The organism is Methylophaga thalassica, from assembly GCF_030159795.1.
Lineage (GTDB): Bacteria > Pseudomonadota > Gammaproteobacteria > Nitrosococcales > Methylophagaceae > Methylophaga > Methylophaga thalassica.
Window position 1 is genome coordinate 253,067 of sequence record NZ_BSND01000013.1, and the last position, 22,623, is coordinate 275,689.

The 22,623-nt window shown below is 44.3% G+C and carries 18 protein-coding genes; 15 read left to right on the forward strand and 3 right to left on the reverse strand.

Features of this window, described 5'->3' with window-relative positions; all coding sequences use genetic code 11:
- Positions 1 to 54: 54 nt before the first annotated feature.
- The 3 genes from QQL60_RS14055 to QQL60_RS14065 are packed head-to-tail and all read left to right on the forward strand — an operon-like array spanning position 55 to position 2,701.
- Positions 55 to 855: a DUF2797 domain-containing protein gene (locus QQL60_RS14055; RefSeq protein ID WP_414673462.1), complete on the forward strand. Its 801-nt coding sequence runs from the start codon at positions 55 to 57 to the stop codon at positions 853 to 855.
- Positions 856 to 1,878 (forward strand): quinone-dependent dihydroorotate dehydrogenase, encoded by a 1,023-nt coding sequence (locus QQL60_RS14060; protein WP_273182994.1) that lies wholly within the window; start codon positions 856 to 858, stop codon positions 1,876 to 1,878. It abuts the gene before it with no gap.
- A 1-nt stretch (position 1,879) separates the two neighbouring features.
- Positions 1,880 to 2,701, forward strand: a complete 822-nt coding sequence (locus QQL60_RS14065) for a mechanosensitive ion channel family protein (RefSeq protein ID WP_273182995.1) — start codon at positions 1,880 to 1,882, stop codon at positions 2,699 to 2,701.
- Here QQL60_RS14065 and gloB read toward each other — a convergent pair.
- Entirely contained in the window at positions 2,698 to 3,468 is a 771-nt protein-coding gene (gene gloB, locus QQL60_RS14070) for a hydroxyacylglutathione hydrolase (RefSeq protein WP_273182996.1), read from the reverse strand. The two genes, QQL60_RS14065 and gloB, sit on opposite strands and share 4 nt — an antisense overlap.
- A gap of 26 nt (positions 3,469 to 3,494) precedes the next feature.
- Here gloB and QQL60_RS14075 point away from each other — a divergent pair, with 26 nt between their 5' ends.
- The 9 genes from QQL60_RS14075 (at position 3,495) to QQL60_RS14115 (ending at position 15,553) form a co-directional block, all read left to right on the forward strand.
- On the forward strand, positions 3,495 to 4,226 hold the full coding sequence (locus QQL60_RS14075; protein ID WP_284723670.1) for a class I SAM-dependent methyltransferase: 732 nt from the start codon (positions 3,495 to 3,497) through the stop codon (positions 4,224 to 4,226).
- Complete coding sequence (rnhA, locus tag QQL60_RS14080; RefSeq protein ID WP_273182999.1) at positions 4,213 to 4,656, forward strand: ribonuclease HI; 444 nt, start codon at positions 4,213 to 4,215, stop codon at positions 4,654 to 4,656. Before QQL60_RS14075 ends, rnhA begins: the two co-directional genes overlap by 14 nt.
- Positions 4,657 to 4,665: 9 nt before the next feature.
- Complete coding sequence (gene dnaQ / locus QQL60_RS14085; RefSeq protein ID WP_284723671.1) at positions 4,666 to 5,409, forward strand: DNA polymerase III subunit epsilon; 744 nt, start codon at positions 4,666 to 4,668, stop codon at positions 5,407 to 5,409.
- A gap of 796 nt (positions 5,410 to 6,205) precedes the next feature.
- On the forward strand, positions 6,206 to 6,745 hold the full coding sequence (gene grpE / locus QQL60_RS14090) for a nucleotide exchange factor GrpE (RefSeq protein ID WP_007144423.1): 540 nt from the start codon (positions 6,206 to 6,208) through the stop codon (positions 6,743 to 6,745).
- Between the two features lie 100 nt (positions 6,746 to 6,845).
- Positions 6,846 to 8,765 carry a molecular chaperone DnaK gene (dnaK, locus tag QQL60_RS14095; RefSeq protein ID WP_284723672.1) on the forward strand — a complete coding sequence of 640 codons (1,920 nt, stop codon included), beginning with the start codon at positions 6,846 to 6,848 and terminating at the stop codon, positions 8,763 to 8,765.
- 90 nt (positions 8,766 to 8,855) lie between these two features.
- On the forward strand, positions 8,856 to 9,968 hold the full coding sequence (gene dnaJ / locus QQL60_RS14100) for a molecular chaperone DnaJ (RefSeq protein ID WP_007144425.1): 1,113 nt from the start codon (positions 8,856 to 8,858) through the stop codon (positions 9,966 to 9,968).
- A 44-nt stretch (positions 9,969 to 10,012) separates the two neighbouring features.
- Positions 10,013 to 10,819: a 4-hydroxy-tetrahydrodipicolinate reductase gene (gene dapB, locus QQL60_RS14105; protein ID WP_284723673.1), complete on the forward strand. Its 807-nt coding sequence runs from the start codon at positions 10,013 to 10,015 to the stop codon at positions 10,817 to 10,819.
- 139 nt (positions 10,820 to 10,958) lie between these two features.
- Positions 10,959 to 12,008, forward strand: coding sequence for an HD domain-containing phosphohydrolase (locus QQL60_RS14110; RefSeq protein WP_273183006.1), 1,050 nt, complete (start codon positions 10,959 to 10,961; stop codon positions 12,006 to 12,008).
- Between the two features lie 38 nt (positions 12,009 to 12,046).
- Positions 12,047 to 15,553 (forward strand): transporter substrate-binding domain-containing protein, encoded by a 3,507-nt coding sequence (locus QQL60_RS14115; protein WP_284723674.1) that lies wholly within the window; start codon positions 12,047 to 12,049, stop codon positions 15,551 to 15,553.
- Here QQL60_RS14115 and QQL60_RS14120 read toward each other — a convergent pair.
- Positions 15,550 to 16,104 (reverse strand): tetratricopeptide repeat protein, encoded by a 555-nt coding sequence (locus QQL60_RS14120; RefSeq protein ID WP_284723675.1) that lies wholly within the window; start codon positions 16,102 to 16,104, stop codon positions 15,550 to 15,552. The two genes, QQL60_RS14115 and QQL60_RS14120, sit on opposite strands and share 4 nt — an antisense overlap.
- 12 nt (positions 16,105 to 16,116) lie before the next feature.
- Positions 16,117 to 18,471, reverse strand: a complete 2,355-nt coding sequence (mrcB, locus tag QQL60_RS14125; protein ID WP_284723676.1) for a penicillin-binding protein 1B — start codon at positions 18,469 to 18,471, stop codon at positions 16,117 to 16,119.
- Between the two features lie 374 nt (positions 18,472 to 18,845).
- Between mrcB and QQL60_RS14130 the strand changes: the two genes are divergently transcribed.
- The 3 genes from QQL60_RS14130 to gap all read left to right on the forward strand — a co-directional run bounded on the left by QQL60_RS14130 (position 18,846) and on the right by gap (position 22,570).
- On the forward strand, positions 18,846 to 19,400 hold the full coding sequence (locus QQL60_RS14130; RefSeq protein ID WP_284723677.1) for a thioredoxin family protein: 555 nt from the start codon (positions 18,846 to 18,848) through the stop codon (positions 19,398 to 19,400).
- 26 nt (positions 19,401 to 19,426) lie between these two features.
- Positions 19,427 to 21,415 (forward strand): transketolase, encoded by a 1,989-nt coding sequence (gene tkt / locus QQL60_RS14135; protein WP_284723678.1) that lies wholly within the window; start codon positions 19,427 to 19,429, stop codon positions 21,413 to 21,415.
- Between the two features lie 156 nt (positions 21,416 to 21,571).
- A complete protein-coding gene (gene gap / locus QQL60_RS14140; protein ID WP_273183013.1) occupies positions 21,572 to 22,570 on the forward strand; it encodes a type I glyceraldehyde-3-phosphate dehydrogenase in 999 nt (332 codons plus the stop codon).
- The last annotated feature ends 53 nt before the right edge of the window (positions 22,571 to 22,623 follow it).

Consider the following 22,623-nt stretch of genomic DNA (forward strand, 5'->3'; position numbering starts at 1 on the left):
AAACTCAGATTAAAGGGAGACTCAGTGGCAAAGCTCAGCGGACAATTGTCCAAAATGCAGGTCAGCCTGACTAACAATAGACAAGCACATTATGCAATGAAGCTCGATGAGCAAGTATTCGCTTTAAATGAGGTGATCGGTCAGCCGATTTCCTTACACTATCAGGGTGAAATCCATTGTCTGAATTGCGATCGTCTAACGAAAAAAAGTTTCAGTGGTGGCTTTTGTTTTCCCTGTTCGCAGAAGTTAGCACAATGTGATTTGTGTTTTATGAAGCCAGAGCTTTGCCACTATGATCAGGGCACCTGCCGTGAACCGGAGTGGGGTGAAGCGGTATGTATGCAAGACCATATTGTGTATCTGGCAAACAGTTCTGGTTTAAAAGTCGGTATCACCCGTATTAATCAGATTCCAACACGGTGGATTGATCAGGGTGCCACTCAGGCTGTGCCTATTTTTCGGGTAAAAAGCCGTTATCAATCGGGCTTGGTTGAGGTGATGTTTAAACAGCATGTATCTGACCGAACTGACTGGCGGAAAATGTTAAAAGGCGAAGCAGAACCGCTTGATTTGGCTGCGGAAAGAGATCGATTATTAGCCTTGTGTGAGAGTGAAATAAGCTTACTGCAACAACAGTTTGGCGAGTCAGCTATTCAAGTATTAACAGCTGAGCCTGTGCAAACGATTGAATACCCGGTGAATGCCTATCCGAAAAAAGTCAGTTCATTTAATTTTGATAAAACGGCAACTGTTGAAGGACGGTTGGATGGCATTAAAGGCCAGTATCTGATTTTAGATAACGGTGTTATTAATCTCCGCAAATTTAGCGGTTATCACATCGAAGTGGAGGTATAAATGTTTTACCGCATTATGCGAGATCTGATGTTTCGTCTTGATGCCGAGAAGGCCCATCATCTTGGTTTAGTTGGTCTTGATTGGCTGGAAATGACCGGTGCGTCATGGCTGATGACTCGCAAGATGAAAATGACGCCAGTTCGCGTGATGGGTCTGACGTTTCCGAATGCCGTCGGGCTTGCCGCCGGGCTGGATAAAAATGGTGATCACATTGAAGCGATGTCGGCACTCGGGTTTGGCTTTGTTGAGATTGGTACAGTCACACCACGACCACAACCGGGTAATCCTAAACCGCGATTATTTCGTATTCCTGAAGCACAGGGCATTATCAATCGAATGGGTTTTAACAACCTGGGCGTGGATCATCTTATTCAGCAAGTACAAGCAGCGGATACAAAAACCTTAATTGGTATTAATATCGGTAAAAACTTTGATACCCCTGTTGAGAAAGCGGTAGATGACTATTTAATAGGTCTTAATAAGGTTTATCCTCACGCTGACTATGTCACTATTAATATTTCCTCGCCAAATACGCCAGGCCTTCGCACGCTTCAGTTTGGCGAGTCTCTGGACAGCTTGTTATCAGCCTTAAAAAAGGCACAGGCTGATTTAGCAGAACAACATAACAAATATGTACCGATGGCCGTGAAGGTTGCGCCAGATCTGACAACTGATGAAGTGTCGCAACTGGCACAGGCATTCAATAAACATAAAATTGATGCGGTGATTGCCACCAACACGACGATGGATCGTGAGGCGGTAGCAGGCCTGCAGAATGCTGATGAGGCGGGCGGTTTGAGCGGTGCACCTGTTTTTGAAAAATCAACGGAAATTGTCAGACTTTTCCGCGAAGCACTTGATGATGACTTGCCTATCATCGCTGCCGGTGGAATCATGTCTGCTCAACAAGCGTTAGCCAAGTTGGATGCGGGTGCATCCCTTGTACAAATTTATAGTGGCCTGATTTATCAAGGCCCCACGCTTATTCGAGAAGTGATTCAATCCATATCAAAGAGGAACTAACATGGAAACTGCAACCGGAAGTATTGTTGTATTCTGGCTGATCAATATTCTCTATGCTGCGATCATTGTTTTTGTCGGTCGTATAGTGGTCAAGTGGCTGGTAAAAATGTCACGCAAACTGATGGTCAGAGCAAACCTTGATCCTATTCTGATTAATTTCTTTAGCACCATTGCCAACGCCATTTTATTATTATTCGTACTGATTGCTGCTTTAGACCAACTGGGTGTCGATACCACCTCGATGATCGCTGTGCTGGGTGCAGCAGGTTTGGCGATTGGTCTGGCTTTAAAAGACTCACTACAAAACTTTGCTGCCGGCGTGATGCTTATCCTTTTCAGACCCTTCAAAATTGGTGATTTTGTTGAAGCTGGAGGTACCGCAGGTGTCATTGAGACAATCACTATTTTCAATACGATTATGAAGACGGGTGATAACCGTGAAGTTATCGTCCCCAATGGTTTGATTTATGGCGATACCATCACTAACTATTCAGCAAAAGATACCCGACGCATCGATATGGTGTTTGGTATCGGTTATGACGATGATTTGCTCAAAGCGAAAAAATTACTGACTGATATTGTCACCGGTCATGAAAAAGTCATGGCAGATCCTGCTCCTGTTATTCGTGTGTCTGAATTAGCGGATAGCAGTGTGAATTTTGACGTGCGCCCATGGGTGGCTGCCGATGATTACTGGCTAGTCCGTTCGGAATTGATTGAAACCATCAAATTAGCGTTTGATGAAAACGGTATTTCTATTCCGTACCCACAAATGGACATTCACTTTAATAATCTTGATAAAGAAGATGAAAAGGCCGCTTAAAACGCATCTTTCCAAGCTCTTAATGCTGTAAAAACAGCCTGACTATCTGCCAGTGGGCGACCGGAAAAGGATTCGGCCGCCTTTTTTATACTGTCTAACTCACAACGCAGGAAAGGGTTGGTGGCCAGCTCATCTTGCATCAATGAGGGAACGGTAGCTTGCTGCTGCTGGCGAGCTTTTTCTGTTTGTTCAAAGCGTTGTATCAGCAAGGTATTATCTGGCTCAACTGCTTTAGCAAAACGTAAATTGGCTAATGTGTATTCATGAGCACAATAGATTTCTGTTGTGGCAGGCAAGGTTGCCAGATGGCTGAGTGAGGAATGTAATTGCTCTGCGGTTCCACCTAATAAGCGTCCGCAGCCGGCTGCAAATAGCGTATCACCGCAGAACAGTTTTCCTTCAGCCAAATAGCTAATGTGACCGGGAGTATGGCCTGGTGTATTTAAAACAGTAAATTCAGGAAATGCGGGGTCGATAGCAATGGTGTCTCTGCCAGTTTGTGGATGAGTCACCCCATTTATGTTTTCATTGGCAGGACCATAAACGGGAATGGCGACGTCTTTTGTTAACTCAACAATGCCCGCAGTATGATCGGCATGGTGGTGAGTAATCAATATAGCAATAAGGTCCAGATATTTGGCTCTTAAGGTGTTCAGAACGGGCGTCGCATCACCTGGATCAACGGCAATGACTTTATTCGTGCCTTGCGCTTGAATAAGCCAGATATAATTGTCTTCAAATGCGGGAATTCTGTGCACACTCAGCATGATTTCTCCTTTAATGGGCTCACAGTATGAATGAGAACAAACAACGACGACTGAATCAATGGTGGCATAGTCCACTGGGAGAGATGCTCGTCCAACATGAGCAGGATACCCTGACATCTCTCAATCATCCTCTAGTCGGGTATTTTTATGTTCAATTAGGTGGTCATTATTCTTTGTTTCCACCCTCTAATCGAGCGATTAAAACAAGTATTGTAGGCCCAACGGGTGATTTAAATGCCAGCGCTGAGTCGCTGCCTTTCAAGTCTCACAGTATAGATAATTTATTACTTTTGCATGTGTTGGAGTATGCCCATGACCCGCATCAGGTATTGCGGGAAACAGAAAGAGTTCTTGGCGCCGACGGTCGAGTCATTTTATGCAGTTTCAATCCCTGGAGTTTGTGGGGGTTGCGCCGCTTGTTTTCATGGCAGGACAATGCGCCTTGGCATGGTCATTTTTTTACCCAAACCCGTATCAGGGATTGGTTGGCACTATTAAACTTTGAAGTGGTTGAACACCATAAAGTCATGTTCAGACCGCCATTTAGCCGAGCGAGTTGGTTAAATAGGTGCCGTTTTTTAGAGCGCTGGGGAAAACGTTTATGGCCATGTTTTGGCGGCGTGGCGATTGTGGTGGCATGCAAAAGAACGATCCCGCTCAACCCGCTTAAACAACGCTGGCGTCAACCGAATTTATTTCCGTCAGCCGGCTTAGTGAATAAGCCGATAACAAGAGAAGGAACAGATGGACCACGTTGAGTTATTTACTGATGGTGCCTGTAGTGGCAATCCCGGCCCAGGTGGTTGGGGCGTGATATTACGAGCAAAGGGACAAGAAAAAGAACTGTCCGGTGCCGAAAAAAATACCACGAATAATCAAATGGAAATGATGGCCGTAATCGCCGGACTTGAAGCATTAAAGCGCCCATGTCAGGTCACCATTACCACGGATTCACAGTATGTCATTAAAGGCATGACCGAATGGTTAACAGGCTGGAAAGCCAAAAATTGGAAAACAGCAGCAAAAAAACCAGTGAAGAATGTTGAACTCTGGCAGCGCCTTGATAAAGCAGTAGCGCCTCATCAGGTAAAATGGGAATGGGTGAGAGGTCATCAGGGACATGTTGAAAACGAACGCGCGGATCAATTAGCTGTTGCCGCTAGAGAACAAATAGCCGCTAAGAAATAAGAGGACACCATGGCAGAAAATGTTGTTAAACGACAAGTGATTCTGGATACCGAAACCACCGGTATCAGCACCGCTGAAGATCATCGTATTATTGAGATTGGCTGTGTGGAAATGGTTAATCGCCGCCTGACCGGGCAAACATTTCATCAATATATCAATCCTCATCGTGAGATTGATGCTGGTGCGATTGAGGTTCACGGTATCACCAATGAATTTTTAGCGGATAAACCCAGCTTTGAAGATATCGCTGAAGATTTTTTGCAATTCATTGAAGGTGCCGAGTTAATTATTCATAACGCCCCGTTCGACGTTGGCTTTATTGATCACGAGCTCAAAAAATTGAGCGGCGAAAAGCGCCGGGTTAATAAGCTTTGCACAGTATTAGATACTTTAAAAATGGCCAGGGACAAACATCCGGGCCAGAAAAACAATCTCGATGCCTTATGTAAACGTTATGACGTGGATAACTCCAACCGTGAGTTACATGGGGCCTTACTGGATGCTGAGATTTTAGCGGACGTTTATTTAGCAATGACCGGTGGCCAGGTTAGTATGTTGCTGGCCGCTAATGAAGAGGAAACGGTAACCTCAACCCCATCAGGAAGCGAAGCTGAAGAAGTGATTGCGACTGTGAAGTCCAGAAACCTCAAAGTCATCCGAGCCTCGGAAGAAGAACTTGCTGCGCATGAGGCGATGTTAGAAAAAGTGCAGAAAAGTAGTGGTGGGGAATGTGTTTGGTTGAGAGAATCATAGTCTTTAAGACTTTTAGGGTTGTAGGTTGGGTTGAGGAACGAAACCCAACACGCTCGTTGAATTAAAGTATCGAAGCTGCCGCGGGGCATTCATTTAATTGGATTCGTGACATCCATGTCATTCACCCTTTGGGCGCTTCCGGCGTCCAAATTCGTTCCAGACGAATTTGTGCTTGTCCAAAATAAACGAACCAAACAAAAGGGCACCCGATATTGCCTTGTCTCAAAAAATTCACTGCATTTTATGGCGTGGACGAAAACTGATTCGCGACATCCCTGTCGCTTACCCTTCGGGCGTCTCTGACGTCCAAATTTGTTCCGGACAAATTTGTCGCTACGCTCAAACAGGTGTCCACTTAATCCACAAAATGCAGTGAATTTTTAGCGGCAATAGACGGGAAGGTTGGGAGCTTTTCAAATCCTCGTTTGTGCTGACGAGTAGCGGAGGTTTATCTGGATCATGATTGGTCCTGACCGAAGGAAGTTTTAACCAGACGCCAGATAAAGTGAGCAACGCACTGGAGCCGCAGGCCAGCACGCTGGGGTGCCTTAGGGTTGTTAGGGAAATGGGCAAGCACAAACATCGTCGGGAACGATTTTGAATTGCGAAGCAACCTGCTTGCAGATGAGTCACAGGGAAGTGGCGAATATTTCCCTGACTCGCCAGTAAGGCGAAATAGCTTGCAAATAAATCAACGCTCATCGGGATATCTAAACAAAATCTAAATTTCGCCTTGAAATCAAATTTTTTACCCCCAGATTGACGTTCTGTTAGAAGCAAAGCGGAATACATCATCATGAGCAATGAAGAAATTGAAAAGCCAGAAGTAGAAGCGAGTGAGCAAGCTGAAACTGAGGCATCATCAGAAACAGAAAAAACAACAGAGCAGTTGTTGGAAGAAGCACAAAAACAAGCAGAAGAAAACTGGAACCAGGTGTTATTAGCTCGTGCTGATCTGGAAAATGTTCGTCGCCGTCATGCTCGGGACCTGGAAAATGCCCATAAACACGCTTTAGATAAGTTTGTGAATGAGCTTTTACCCATTTGTGACAGCCTTGAACTTGGCTTAAATGCGGCTAAGTCAGAATCAGCGACGCTAGATGCAGTTCGCGATGGTATGAGTATGACCATGAAAATGTTACTCGATAATATTGGCAAGCTTGGTTTGGAACAGGTTGATCCTGTGGGCCAACCGTTTGACCCTGAGTTACACCAGGCTGTGTCTATGCAACCTGCCGATGGCATTGAAGCCAACCATGTCATTAGCGTGATGCAGAAAGGTTATAGCTTCAATGGCCGTTTACTTCGACCGGCAATGGTTGTGGTCTCTCAATAAAAATACATTCGGGGGCTTGAAATTTTAATTTTATCCCCCAATTACTTATCCGAAGGCGGCTTAAATAGCCAGCAAGATACAAGATTGATGGAGTATAAAAATGGGAAAAATTATTGGTATTGACTTAGGAACAACAAATTCCTGTGTCGCAGTGATGGAAGATGGCAAAGCACGCGTTATCGAAAACAGCGAAGGCGATCGCACTACGCCATCAATCATTGCTTTTACAAAAGATGACGAAGTCTTAGTTGGTCAGTCTGCAAAACGTCAGGCGGTCACTAATCCAAACAATACACTGTACGGTATCAAACGTTTGATTGGCCGTAAGTTTAAAGAAGATGTCGTTCAGCGTGACATCGATATGGTGCCCTACAAAATCGTTGAAGCAGACAATGGCGATGCCTGGGTGTCTGTTAACGATAAAAAAATGGCACCACCTGAAATTTCAGCACGTGTTCTGATGAAAATGAAGAAAACCGCTGAAGAATTCCTGGGTGAACCTGTCACAGAAGCGGTGGTCACTGTGCCTGCTTACTTCAACGACTCACAACGTCAGGCAACCAAAGACGCGGGTAAAATTGCCGGTCTGGAAGTTAAACGTATTATCAACGAACCAACCGCTGCTGCACTGGCATACGGCATGGACAAAAAACGCGGCGATTCTACCGTTGTTGTTTATGACCTAGGTGGTGGTACATTCGACGTATCAATCATTGAGATTGCGGATATTGAAGGCGAACACCAATTTGAAGTATTAGCCACTAATGGTGATACCTTCTTAGGTGGTGAAGATTTCGACCAACGCATCATTGATTATTTAGTGGCTGAGTTCAAAAAAGATCAAGGTGTTGACCTGGCAAAAGATCCATTGGCTCTGCAACGTCTGAAAGATGCGGCTGAAAAAGCGAAGATCGAACTGTCTTCAAGCCAGCAAACAGATATTAACCTGCCTTACATCACCGCGGATGCATCAGGTCCTAAACACATGGAAATGCGTCTAACACGTGCTAAGTTGGAATCATTGGTTGAAGACCTGATTTCACGCAGCATGGAGCCATGTAAAATGGCACTGAAAGATGCTGGCCTATCTACATCTGAAATCAACGATGTGATTTTAGTCGGTGGTCAAACCCGCATGCCTAAAGTGCAGGAAGCGGTTAAAGAAATGTTTGGTAAAGAGCCTCGTCGTGATGTGAACCCTGACGAAGCGGTTGCAGTGGGTGCTGCTATCCAGGCAGCGGTGCTTTCAGGTGATGTTAAAGACGTATTGTTACTTGACGTCACGCCACTGAGCCTGGGTATTGAAACCATGGGTGGTGTGATGACTAAACTGGTTGAGAAAAACACCACGATTCCGACAAAAGCGAATCAAGTGTTCTCAACAGCAGAGGACAATCAACCCGCGGTAACCATTCATGTGCTTCAAGGTGAGCGTGAAATGGCATCAGCGAATAAATCACTGGGTCGTTTTGACTTGGCAGATATTCCTCCTGCTCCACGTGGTACACCGCAAATCGAAGTGACATTTGATATTGATGCTAACGGTATTCTTAACGTATCAGCAGCAGATAAAGCGACAGGCAAAAAACAATCTATCGTGATTAAAGCGTCTAGTGGCTTATCTGATGAAGAAGTTGAGAAAATGGTGAAAGATGCAGAAGCGCATGCGGATGAAGATCGTAAATTCCATGAGCTAGTGACTGCACGTAACCAAGCTGATGCATTAATTCACGGCACAGAAAAATCACTTAAAGATTTAGGTGATAAAGTTGAAGCTGATGAAAAAGCAAAAATTGAATCAGCGATCGCCGCTTTACAAGAAGCGATTAAAGGCGAAGACAAAGACGACATTGAAGCAAAAACAACCGCTTTAAGTGAAGTCGCTGGCAAGTTAGCAGAACGTGCTTATGCAGAAAATGCAGAAGCCGGTGCTGATGCAGGTCAAGCCGACAGTGCAAAAGCAGGTGATGACGTCGTTGACGCTGAGTTTGAAGAAGTTGACGACGACAACAAAAAATAATCTTTAACGAGATTATGTTGAGCATGGCAAACAGGCGTCAGGAATTTCCGGCGCCTGTTTTGTCGTTTTAGGTAGTTGGGAAAAAGAATAATGGCCAAAAGAGACTATTACGAAGTTTTAGAATTATCACGCACGGCGACTGAAGCTGAAATCAAAAAAGCCTATCGTCGCATGGCGATGAAATATCATCCGGACAGAAATCCCGATGATGCTGAAGCTGAGTCCAAGTTTAAGGAAGCCAAAGAAGCCTACGAAATTTTATCTGATAGTCAAAAACGTGCTGCCTATGATCAGTTTGGTCATGAGGGTGTGGATCAATCCATGGGTGGAGGATTCAGAAGTAGTGGCGGCTTCAGCGATATTTTTGGTGATGTATTTAATGATATTTTCGGCGGTGGTGGCGGTGGCCGACAGCAGGCTTATCGCGGTGCTGATTTAAGATACCGTCTTGATTTGTCATTGGAAGATGCCGTTGCCGGAACCACGGCGAAGATACGTATTCCGGTCAATGTTGAATGTAACACCTGTGATGGCAGTGGTGCCAAGAAAGGCACACAGCCTGTTACCTGTACCACCTGTGGTGGTCATGGTCAGGTACGTATTCAGCAAGGATTCTTCACCATGCAACAGCCGTGTCCTCATTGTCGGGGCACAGGTAAAATGATTAAAGAGCCTTGCCCAGACTGTCATGGTGAGGGGCTGGTTCAGGAAGAAAAAACACTGCAAGTGAAAGTCCCTGCTGGTGTCGATACAGGCGACCGTATCCGTCTGGCGGGTGAAGGTGAAGCGGGTACTCACGGTGCCCCTGCTGGTGATTTGTATGTGGAAGTGTCAGTCAGCCGACATGATGTCTTCACTCGTGATGGTACAAATTTATTTTGCGATGTGCCATTGAGTTTTGTCACTGCGGCATTGGGCGGTGAAGTGGAAGTACCGACCTTGGAAGGCAAAGCCAATCTGAAGATTCCAGAAGGCACGCAAACTGGCCAGCAATTCCGCCTGAAAGGTAAAGGTGTGCAGTCAGTTCGTGGTGGTGCAACCGGCGATCTTTTATGTCGGGTTATTATCGAAACCCCCGTGAAGTTATCAAAAAAACAGAAAGAATTACTGCAAGAGTTTGAGGGCGATCTGAAAGGGGGCGGTGAAAAGCACAACCCGAAACATAGCTCCTGGCTGGATGCGGTAAAACGTTTTTTTGAATAATATGATGTGCAGACATCATCAGGCGAAATGAAAAAGGAATAATTATGGCCACTAAGATTGCGATTAATGGCGCTGCTGGCAGAATGGGGCGTTGCCTGATTCAGGCAGTTGAACAGACTGAAGGTTTAGAACTCAGTGCGGCGATAGATCGCGCCGATTCCTCGCTAATAGGCGCTGATGCAGGTGAAGTTGCAGGCGTAGGTAAACTTGGTATTGCGATTAGCTCGGATATCGAACAAGCCACGAAAGACTCCGACATCATAATTGATTTTACTTTGCCTGAAGTCACAATGGCTTTATTACCTGCTTGTGTTGCTCACCAATGTCGACCGGTTATCGGTACAACCGGTTTTGATGCAGACCAAAAACAAGCGATCGAAGATGCGGCAAAGCAAATAGCGACGATTTTGGCACCCAATATGAGTGTTGGGGTGAACCTGTCATTAAAATTATTGGATATTGCCGCACGTGTCTTAGGTGACGATGTCGACATTGAAATTGTTGAAGCACACCACCGCCATAAAGTTGATGCGCCATCGGGCACCGCATTGCGTATGGGTGAAGTGGTTGCCGATGCTTTAGGTCGTGATCTTAAACAGTGTGCTGTTTATGGTCGTGAAGGACGTACCGGAGAACGTGATAGAAATACGATTGGGTTTGCCACGATTCGCGCAGGCGATATTGTGGGTGACCATACAGTTATGTTTGCCGCCGAAGGTGAACGTGTAGAGATTACTCATAAAGCCTCTAGTCGTATGACATTTGCTTTTGGTGCCATGCGTGCATCTAGCTGGCTAATGCAGAAGCAAAATGGGTTGTTTGATATGCAGGATGTCTTAGGTTTATCTTAAATTCTGACTGACAATTTTCTGTTAGAGCTCTGCTTCTGATCTCTAAATTTCTTTACCAATACCCTGCTTCATGCAGGGTATTGTACTTTTCTCTTAACTTACTTATATAATCGAACCAACGCATTAACAGGTTGGATTGATGGCACCACATGCTCAGATTCTCATAGTTGACGATGTCCCTGACAATATTCAGGTCGCTATGAATTTGCTGAGAGAAGACAGTTATGAGTTTTCTTTTGCCAATAGTGGCGAAAAAGCATTATCAATTCTCAATAGTGATGATGCTGATTTTGACCTTATTCTGCTCGATATAATGATGCCTGGTATCGATGGTTATGAAACCTGTAAACGCATAAAGGCTAGCTCACAATATCAGGATATTCCTATCATATTCCTCACGGCCAAAGCCGATGTTGACTCGATTGCCAAGGCATTTCAGGCTGGCGGGGTCGATTATGTGACCAAACCGTTTCATGCTGCTGAGCTGTTAGCACGTGTCAGAACCCATATCCAGCTATACCAAACCAAAAAGTGGCTCGAACAACAAAATATTGACCTTGAGACAAAATCCCGTTTCGCCCAGGCTCGATTATTATCTGAATTAGAAAACAGCCAAAAAGAATTAATCTGGTTTTTAACTGAGCTGATGGAATCGACATCAGATGAAACAGGCAAACACATACGTCGTGTGGCAGAAATCTCAGCATTATTGGCAAAACTTCATCCGACATTAACCGATATGGATGCAGATACCCTTTATCATGCTTCACCGATGCACGATATCGGTAAGATGACAGTGCCTCATGAGATTCTTCATAAGCCAGGGAAATATACGCCGGAAGAGTTTGAGATCATGAAATCGCATACCACTAATGCCTATAAATTATTGTCTGGTTCCAAACGTAAATTAATTAAATCAGCGGCGATTATTGCTCATCAACATCATGAAAAATGGGATGGCAGTGGCTATCCGAGAGCGCTAAAGGGCGATGATATCCACATATATGGTCGTATCGTGGCATTAGCGGATGTGTTTGATGCCTTAACCCATCAACGTTGTTATAAACCTGCCTGGTCTGTGAATGAGGCTATTGAGTTCATTAAAGAACAGCGAGGTCTTCACTTTGATCCTGAATTAGTGGACTTGATGATACAGAATCTTGATAAGTTTGCTGAAATAGTGAAATAGAAGCATATAAGATGAATGATGATTTAATAACAAAAAGAATGATGTTTATCACTTTGTTCTTTCTGTTATTAAATGTGGTCGTTACTTTGTTTAGCTCGACTGTTATGGCGGATAACGAAACGGTTAAAACACAGTATCAGACACCAGTATTACTAACGCAGGAAGAAATTGACTGGATAGAAACACATCCAGTAGTGATTGTCGGTGGAGGCGCTGAGTGGCCACCCTACGATTTTATTGATTCGAAAGGCCAGTATCAGGGTATAGCTAGAGACTACCTTAATATTATTTCATCGTTAACCGGTTTGAAATTCAAATATGAGGAGACGGGTACTTGGCGCGATCACCTTAAACAGTTTGTGGCGGGAGAAATTGATTTACTACCTGCCGTATTTATGACACAGGAAAAGTCTTCATATATGGCTTTTTCCAGTCCCCATCACGAAGCAGTAGAGTATTTTTTTATTCGCAGTGATATCAAGCTGGATGACAAAAACTCTCTGGATAATTTACGGGTCGCTTTACCGAGAGATGACTCTCGCATCAGTACGATTAAACGTTATTTCCCTAAACTCAATATTGTTGAAACCAACACAGCAGATGAGGCTATTGAGCTGGTTTTAAATGGCAAAGCCGACTTATTGTATGACTACTATGCTGTATTAAGTTACAAGCTGGATAGGCAAGGGATCCTGAATATCGAACCCTTACAGTCAACACGCTATTTAGGGAGTGAGAATCTCTATATGGCTACGCAGAAATCTGAGCCAGTGTTGTTATCCATTATTGATAAAGGTTTGCTGGCTATCTCTGCTGTGCAAAAACGTAGTATTGATGACAAGTGGTTCAAACGAAATATTATCGCAGAAGGCGTTTCCAAAAATATTATCCTGTCACCGAGTGAACAAGCCTGGTTAAACGAACATAAAACAATTCGCTTTACGGGTGATCCAAATTGGTTGCCCTACGAAGCATTTGATAAAGATGGCAACTATATTGGTATTGTTGCTGAATATTTGCATTTGATAGAAAAGAAGCTGGGTATCACGATTGAGTATGTTCCAACGTCCAGTTGGACTGAATCTATTGATCTGATTAAGTCTGGTAAAGTCGATATGATTTCAGAAACCAGTGATTCCACTTTGGGTCAGTTTCTTACTTTCACCAGGCCGTATTTAAATAGTCCGATTGTTGTCGTGATGCGTGATGACAATGTCTATGTCGAAAGTCTTTCTTCCATAAAAAAGAAAAAAATTGCGGTCATTCATGAATATGGTTATGTGAATAATATTCGCAACCAGTATCCCGAAATTAACTTCATCGAAGTCATGAGCAGTCAGGATGGCCTAACAGCTGTGTCTACGGGAAAAGTAGATGCATTGGTCGCAACATTGGCACAAGCCAGCTATCACATTGCAGAAATGGGGATTAATAATATCAGGATAGTGGGTGAAACCGGGTTTAAAACCTCTCTTGCATTCGGCTTTAGTGAGGCATATCAGCCTATGGTGAGTCTTTTTAATCGCACATTTAATGCGATTTCGCTTACAGAGAAACAACGTATTCTGGATGAATGGGGAAAAGATAAATACGCAACGATCGTTGATTACAGTCTTGTTTTGAAGGTTATTGCAGTATTTCTGGTAGTAGTAGCATGGATTTTATATTGGAATAGAAAGCTCGCTGCTCAGATTCGTTTGCGGGAAGCGGCCGAAGCACAGACAAAAACATTGATAGATCATCTTCCCTTGCAAATTTCGGTGACACGCTATGATGGCCAGATTATTACTGGTAACCCGCAAGCCTTATTAGATTACAACCTACAAATAGATGAATTGGAGCGATTTAATATTCTCGATTTTTACTCCAATCCAAGTCAGCGTGAGGATGTTCTGGAAGATATAAGAACAAAAGGGTTTGTCGATCAGAAAATCGTCCAGTTTAAAAAACTGGATGGTGAAGAACGCTCAATGATGGTGTCTATCATGCCCATCAAATATCAGAATCAAGATGCCTTGTTGGGTATTGCGGTGGATCTGACGGACAGGCTGGAGATGGAAGCACAGTTGCTGGAGGCGAAAGAAAAAGCCGAGGTCGCTAATCGCACTAAATCTGAGTTTCTGGCCAATATGAGTCATGAAATTCGTACACCTATGAATGCCATTATTGGGTTTACCGAACTGCTTTATGAGCAGGTCAAAGACAACAAGATAAAATCCTATGTAAAAACCATTCATTCCGCCGGCAATGATTTAATGTTATTAATAAATGACATTCTCGATTTATCCAAAATTGAGGCGGGAAAATTAGAGATTAATTACGCAGCGACAAACCCGCACGTCTTATTTGAAGAGTTATCCCATATTTTCAGTGTGCCTTTGAGAAATAAAGGCGTAGAGCTGGTATTAGAAGTAGATGCTGAAATTCCACAAAGTCTGATGTTAGACGTGGTTCGACTGCGCCAGGTATTGCTCAACTTATTAGGAAACGCCGTTAAATTTACTGCGTCAGGGCGAATAACCATGCGGGCACGTGTCGATAATAAAAATAATATCGGCAGTAAATTAGGGCTGCGTATTGATGTGGAAGATACCGGTCTTGGTATTCCAGAAGATCAATTAGACCGAATTTTTGAAGACTTTAATCAAACAGTAGGTCAGGATACCGCCAAGTTTGGTGGTACTGGGTTGGGATTATCGATTTGCAGTCGTCTCATTAAACTGATGGGTGGGACGCTTACCGTCAAGAGTCAATTGGCCAAAGGGTCGATATTTACTGTGCACTTGGATAATGTCGTTGTGGCAGCGATTGCTGCTGAAACAACATTGAATAATTACAGCGAACCGACATTGCCGGTTTTTGCTCCGGCAACCATTCTTGTGGTTGATGATATTGAAGATAACCGGCGCTTGGTGGCTGAGAGTTTCTCTACTTCTGCACTGAAAATTATTGAGGCCGAAAATGGTAAAGAAGGGGTTGAAGCGATGAAACATCATCCTATTGATTTAGTGTTGATTGATTTACGTATGCCCGTGATGGATGGTTATCAGGCGGCAGAAAAAATTAAGGCAGAATTTGATATCCCGGTCATTGCGCTCACAGCCTCTGTGATGAAGGATGATTTTGATCGTCTCAAATCAGAGCATTTTGATGCGCATATCCGTAAGCCAGTCAAAAAGGCCGAACTCTACCATAAGCTGGCCGAATTCTTAGTGCATGAACAGCCTAGTGATTCAGACATGGCTCACGCTAATGATCAGATGCCCGTCTTATCGAAACATGAAATTAGTGTATTACCGACTATTCTCGGCTTTATGGAGAGCAAAATGCCGATTTGGAAGATGGTCAAAGAAAGCAATAATATGAGTGAAATTAAACGTTTTGCTTCGGATCTGAACCAAGTTGCAGATAAAGAGAAATTCACACCTTTAGCCAATTATGCCCAGCAACTTCTGGATAAAGTAGAAGTATTCGATATTCAGGGCATGACGGACTTATTGTCCGATTATCCCTTCCTATATAAGCGCTTAAGTCAGTCTGATTAGTATTTCTGGGCTCTCAGTTTAGCTACTTCTGCTCCGGAGACGTCGCCAGCCCGTAATCTGATTTCGGTGATCAACTGCCAGAAACGTTTCAGAAGAACTTGATTACCTGAGGATAACGACACGCCCTTTAAGGCGACTTGTTCTGCTAAGTCATAATCTTCCAGACTCATATGCGTCTGAGCTAAAGAGTAATAGACTTTAGGATCCCTTGGGGCAATACGTTGTGCTCGTTGTAAGTTATTCTGCGCACTTCTTAAGTCACCACTGACTCTTGCTTGCTCAGCCCTGTCCAGTAAAGCAATAACAGCAGGGTTTTGTTTTTGTGGCAACTGAGCTTGCGGTGGTGGCGCTTGGTGTGAAGGGATAGGTTGTCCAGGAATGGCTTCTTCCACAGGCGGATAGGCATGAGTTTCAGGCGTTGGCTGTTGAGGAGGCAGGTTACTACGATCATCAACTGGTGGTTGTGAGGGTTGATAAGGCGATGTTGTACAGGCAGCAAGCACACTTAGCATAAGCCCCGTTACAAAAAAACGTGATACATAATTTGTCATTGTTATACCTTATTAGAACCAGTCTTTGATCCAGTTCAATGAACGTGTCACTGGGTTAGATGATTCATCTGGTTTTGTCATACATTCGGATGCTTCAGTCGGTTCTGATCCAGAAATAAAGGGTAGCAGCCTTGCACCTTCGCAGTTTTCAGCAGACAGTAAAGCGGTTTCAGCGTTTATCCATAGCCATTTTATATCGTCTGGTAACGGTGCCTCAAATGATTCAAGCGGCTGAGTTTTCATAAAGCTCTTCCAGACTCTGAGTGCACCACCGGAACCGGTAAACGGCAAGGGTGAATTATCATCCAGGCCTAGCCAGACGACGGCTAAACGATTGTTACTAAATCCTGCAAACCAACTGTCGCGCTGGTCATCGGTGGTTCCTGTCTTTCCGGCAGTATTGATACTGCTCGGTAATACGGAATAAATGCTGGCAGCAGTACCGCTGTGAGTGACTTCCTGCATGGCGGTTTGAATTAGATAAACATCATCAGCATCAATAGTTTGACGTAGCTGGAATGGATAGCTGGATAATGCTTCGCCCTGACTATCTGTCACCGTGCGAATCGCTCGTACAGGTGTCTGGAAACCATTGGCAGCAATCGTTTGATACATGGTCGCCACTTCGAGGGGGGATAGTCCTTGTGCGCCAAGTAAAAGAGAGGGGTAAGCATCTAACTGACGTTTAATACCCAGCCGATTTAATGTGTTAATCACTTCTTTTAAGCCAACCTCCATACCAAGGCGAACAGTTGCAATATTATAAGAATGGGCTAAGGCATCAATCAGCATGACCTGTTGGTGTGATTGTTTGCTAAAGTTTTGTGGTTTCCATGTTTGCCCATTAGGCAGTTTCATCGTCAAGCTTGAGTCATCAACAATACTGGCCAGCGTTTTGCCATGCTCTAATGCGGTTAAATACACTGCGGGTTTTACTAGGGAGCCGATTGGGCGAAGCGAGTCTAATGCGCGGTTAAATCCTTTGTAACGGGTGTTTTTATCACCAATAACCGCAAGTACTTCACCCGTTTGTGGATCCGTGACTACCATACTGCCCTGCAATGGTTTCAGTTTGGCGCCATAGCTTTGTTGCAAAGTGCTGATGGTTTGTTTGAGTGACGTTTCAGCATGGCTTTGAGTGATGGGATCCAGGCTGGTGTAAACACGTAAACCTTCGGAATTCAGATCTTCATCACGGTAGTCACGACGAAGTTGTCGTTTTACTAAATCCAGAAACGCCGGGTAGGCTTCTTTTAATAAGGTACCTTTTTTGACGACATCAAGATCCGCATTGATAGCTTGCTGATATTGTTGCTGGGTGATTTTCCCCTGCTCAAACAACACTTGTAATACCAGGTTACGTCTTTTTTTCGCTCGTTCAGGGTGACGTCTTGGATCATAATAAGAGGGCCCCTTAACTAGTCCAGCCAGTAGTGCTAACTGATGCAATTTCAGTTCTTGTAGGGGTTGAGCAAAAAAGTAATGTGCTCCTAAACCAAAACCATGAATGGCTCGGGAGCCATCCTGTCCCAGATAGACCTCATTTAAATAAGCTTCGAGAATTTCATCTTTGTCATAATGAAGTTCTAATAACAAAGCCATGGGAATTTCGAGGAGTTTTCTGACAAGGCTGCGATCCGAGGTCAGATAAAAGTTTTTGATCAATTGCTGAGTTAACGTACTGCCACCTTGCACAAAACCACCGGCTTTAATATTAGCAACCATCGCACGAGCAATGCCTTTAGGCGATATACCATGGTGCTGATAAAAATCTCTGTCTTCTATCGCGATCAAGGCTTCGGTCAGCATCGGCGGCGCATCTTTAAGCTGGATAAGATCCCGATCTTCGTTATTTAAGGGATAGATACCACCGATGAGTACGGGTTCAAGCCGAACCAACGGCACATCCTGCCCCTGGTAATCTCTCAATTGTGTTAGGCCTTGGCCATCAAAATCGAGAATCAGTTTTCTTGCAGGCTCCATACCGTCACTGAAGCGGAACCCCCGAGTTGCAATAATGGCTTTTGATGTCGAAAACGCGGCTTGCCCCGGTTGGGCGGCTTTGTTGGTAAACTGATAACCCAAGCCTCTCAGCTCGATTTTTAAGTCAGCAATCGATATTGGCGCACCCGCATACAGTTCCAGTGGACGTGCATACACCTTGGCAGGAACCGCCCAACGTTTGCCTTCAAACTGGCTACGGATTTGAGCATCAAGAAACAGCGTTAAAAAACCGAGCAGAACGAGGATCGTAAAAGCGATCTTGAGTAAGCTTGAGCGACTGATGAAACCAGTTTGTTTTTTTCTTCGGGAGCTTGTTTTTTTTGAGCGTGTACGTTTTTTAGCGGGCGTTTTCTTTTGAGCCATGAGATTCTCAGCTTAGGATACGAGCCTGTTCAGGCGGTAATTCAATAACAACATTAAAACATGATGTTGGCATTAAGTGATAACAGTCCACCTTAATATGCGGCGTTCAGCGGAAACGAATCGTTAAAACGCGCAGCAGTGAAAATTGTCAGAGGTCTGATCCTGTTTGTAGATAAATCAGGGCAATGGAAACCGATACGCTTGTGCTCTAAGTCATTACTTTTTTTACAGTTCGTCAAAACAGGCACGCCTAAAAAGCGCTAACAGCTTGATTTCGCATTATGCAATTTGTCTGGTAATATGCAGAACTCCAAAAGAGTTTCATGCGTAGTTTTTCACCTGAAACGACAAAAGTACAACTGTAGCGAGCGTTTATGGCTTTAGAGACACCAGTCTGTGAATTTGGTTTGCCTGCTGTGGATTTTTCTCTGCCAGGAACAGACGGTAAAATTTGGACATTAGATCAGTGTCGTGGTGAAAATGGACTATTAGTGATGTTCATTTGTAACCATTGTCCGTACGTACAAGCGATCATGGATCGACTTGTCCGTGATACGAATGCGCTGAAAGAGTTGGGCGTTAACTCTGTCGCCATTATGTCTAATGATGTGAATGACTATCCAGAAGATGCTTTCGATAATATGAAACGCGTTGCTGAACAGCAGCAGTTTTCATTTCCTTATTTGTATGACGAAACACAACAGGTTGCCCAGGCTTATGGTGCAGTCTGCACGCCCGATTTTTTTGGTTATAACGGTGATTTGCAACTACAATATCGCGGTCGTTTAGATGCCAGTAAAAAACAAGCAGCGGCATCTGATGTCAGACGAGATTTGTTTGAAGCAATGAAACAAGTGGCAGAAACAGGCCACGGCCCAGAAAATCAAATACCTAGTATGGGTTGCTCGATCAAATGGCGGGCAGCTTAATTTTTTTTAATAGGAGAATGTAGATAATGGCTACACGTAGACATTTAGCTAATGCTATCCGTGCGCTGAGCATGGACGCAGTACAAAAGGCGAACTCGGGTCACCCCGGCGCGCCTATGGGTATGGCAGATATTGCCGAAGTGTTATGGAATGACCATTTAAAACACAACCCAAATAACCCAAATTGGGCTGATCGTGACCGTTTCATCCTATCTAATGGTCACGGTTCTATGTTGATTTATTCATTGTTGCACTTGTCAGGTTATGACTTGCCAATGGATTCAATCAAAACATTCCGTCAATTACATTCACAATGTGCGGGTCACCCTGAATACGGTTATGCACCAGGTGTTGAAACAACAACAGGTCCATTAGGTCAAGGTATCACCAACGGTGTTGGTTTTGCGATGGCTGAAAAACTGATGGCTGACCAATTTAACAAACCAGGTCATGACATCGTTAACCACCACACCTATGTATTCATGGGCGACGGTTGTTTGATGGAAGGCGTTTCTCATGAAGCCTGCTCTCTGGCAGGTACCTGGGGATTGGGTAAACTGATTGCCTTCTGGGATGACAATAATATTTCAATCGACGGTCACATCGATGGCTGGTACACCGATGACACCGTGAAACGTTTCGAAGCCTATGGCTGGCACGTGCAATCTGTTGATGGACATGATGCTGACGCTATCAACGCGGCGATTGAGGCTGCCAAGAAAGTGACTGACAAACCGTCACTGATCTGCTGTAAAACCATCATCGGTTTCGGTTCACCAAACAAATCAGCTAGCCATGATTGCCACGGTGCTGCATTAGGTGAAGAAGAAGTTGCATTAACTCGTAAAGAGTTAGGTTGGGACTACGAACCTTTTGTTATTCCTGAAGACGTTTATGCAGGTTGGGATGCAAAAGCAAAAGGTGACGCTGCTGAAGCTGAATGGAACAAAAAGTTCGACGCTTATGCTGCTGAATACCCAGAATTAGCTGCTGAATTTAAACGCCGCATGGCAGGTGAATTACCCGCTGACTGGAAACAATTCACAGATAAAATGATCGCTGATTTCAACGATAAAGCAGAAAGCGTTGCTTCACGTAAAGCATCACAAAACGTTATCACTGCTTTAGCGCCTGAATTACCAGAATTTATCGGTGGTTCTGCTGACTTAACAGGTTCTAACCTGACAAGCTGCTCAAGCTTCAAACATGTTTCTGGTAAAGAGCCAGGTAACTACATTTCATACGGTGTTCGTGAGTTTGGTATGTATGCCATCATGAATGGTATGGCTCTGCACGGTGGTTTACTGCCTTACGGTGGTACGTTCCACATGTTCTCTGACTATGCTAAGTCTGCTTTACGTATGGCGGCATTGATGAAGCAACGCATTATCGCTATCTTGACTCATGACTCTATCGGTCAGGGTGAAGACGGTCCTACTCACCAACCAATCGAAAACACAGCAGGTCTGCGTTACATTCCTAACATGGATGTATGGCGTCCTTCTGATGAAACTGAAGTTGCTGTGGCTTGGGTTGCTGCCGTTGAACGTAAAGATGGTCCTTCAAGCTTAGTATTAAGCCGTCAAGGTATCCCAGGCCGTAAACATGACACTGCTGACTTCGAAGCTATCCGTAAAGGTGCTTATGTATTGTCTGAAGCAGAAGGTGGCGCAGCTGATGTCATCATCATCGCGACAGGTTCTGAAGTTGACTTAGCGGTTAAAGCACAAGAAGAACTGAAAGCTGACGGTGTGAAAGCACGCGTTGTTTCTATGCCTTCAACCAATGTGTTTGATCGTCAAGACCAAGCTTACAAAGACAGCGTGTTAACACCTGGTGTTAAACGTGTATCTGTTGAAGCGGGTGTCACTGACTTCTGGCGCAAATATGTTGGCCTGGAAGGCGGCGTTGTTGGTATCGATACATTTGGTGAATCTGCGCCAGGTGGTGTATTGATGAAACACTTCGGCTTCACAGTTGAAAATGTCGTTAAGACAGTTAAATCAGTGCTGTAATGATTGCTGATTTAAATTAAGTAGTAATTGAGTCGAACCAGTGGGCAGTTTTGCTCACTGGTTTTTCTCTCTCTAAAACTCGAAAGTCTAATAAGTGAGATTTCACACAGAGATTTCAGTTCTTAGACAGACGGATATAGCGATAGGGGATTAAGCATGACGATTAGAGTCGGTATTAATGGTTTTGGCCGCATTGGTCGCATGGCATTTCGTGCAGCCATCAAAGATTTTACAGATATTGAAGTGGTAGCTATCAATGATTTGTTAGATCCCGAATATCTGGCTTATATGCTCAAATACGATTCTGTGCATGGCCGCTTCCATGGTGAAGTGGAAGTCAGAGATGGCAATCTGGTGGTGAATGGCAAAACTATCCGCATTACCGCTGAGCGTAACCCTGCAGATTTGAAATGGGATGAAGTCGGTGCGGATTTGGTTATCGAATGTACGGGCTTTTTCCTGACCGAAGAAAGCTGTCAGGCGCATATTGATGCTGGCGCCAAAAAAGTGGTGCAGTCTGCGCCTTCAAAAGATCACACACCAATGTTTGTCTATGGTGTCAATCATAAAGATTACGACGGTCAGGCGATTGTTTCTGCCGCATCATGCACGACCAATGCATTAGCGCCTGTCGCTAAAGTCTTGCATGACAGCTTTGGTATCAAACGCGGATTGATGACTACGGTACATGCTGCCACCGCAACACAAAAAACCGTGGATGGTCCTTCAATGAAAGATTGGCGTGGTGGTCGCGGCATTTTGGAAAATATTATTCCATCATCTACCGGTGCGGCGAAAGCGGTTGGTAAAGTCTTACCTGATTTGAATGGCAAGTTAACCGGTATGGCTTTCCGCGTGCCGACATCGGATGTTTCGGTGGTTGATCTGACGGTTGAGTTAGACAAAGATGCGACATATGAAGATATCTGCACAGCGATGAAAGCCGCTTCTACATCAGAGTTAAAAGATGTACTGGGTTATACCGAAGAAAGCGTGGTATCAACGGATTTTCGTGGTAACACAGCCCCTTCAAACTTTGATGCCGGTGCTGGAATCGCATTGGATAAGACGTTCGTTAAAGTGGTTGCGTGGTATGACAATGAATATGGCTATACCTGCAATATGATGCGTCTAGTGCAGCACGTTGGTCGTTAATTCATTCATTTATCAATAAAAACGTTAAGGCTTTCTGGATTCAGGAAGCCTTT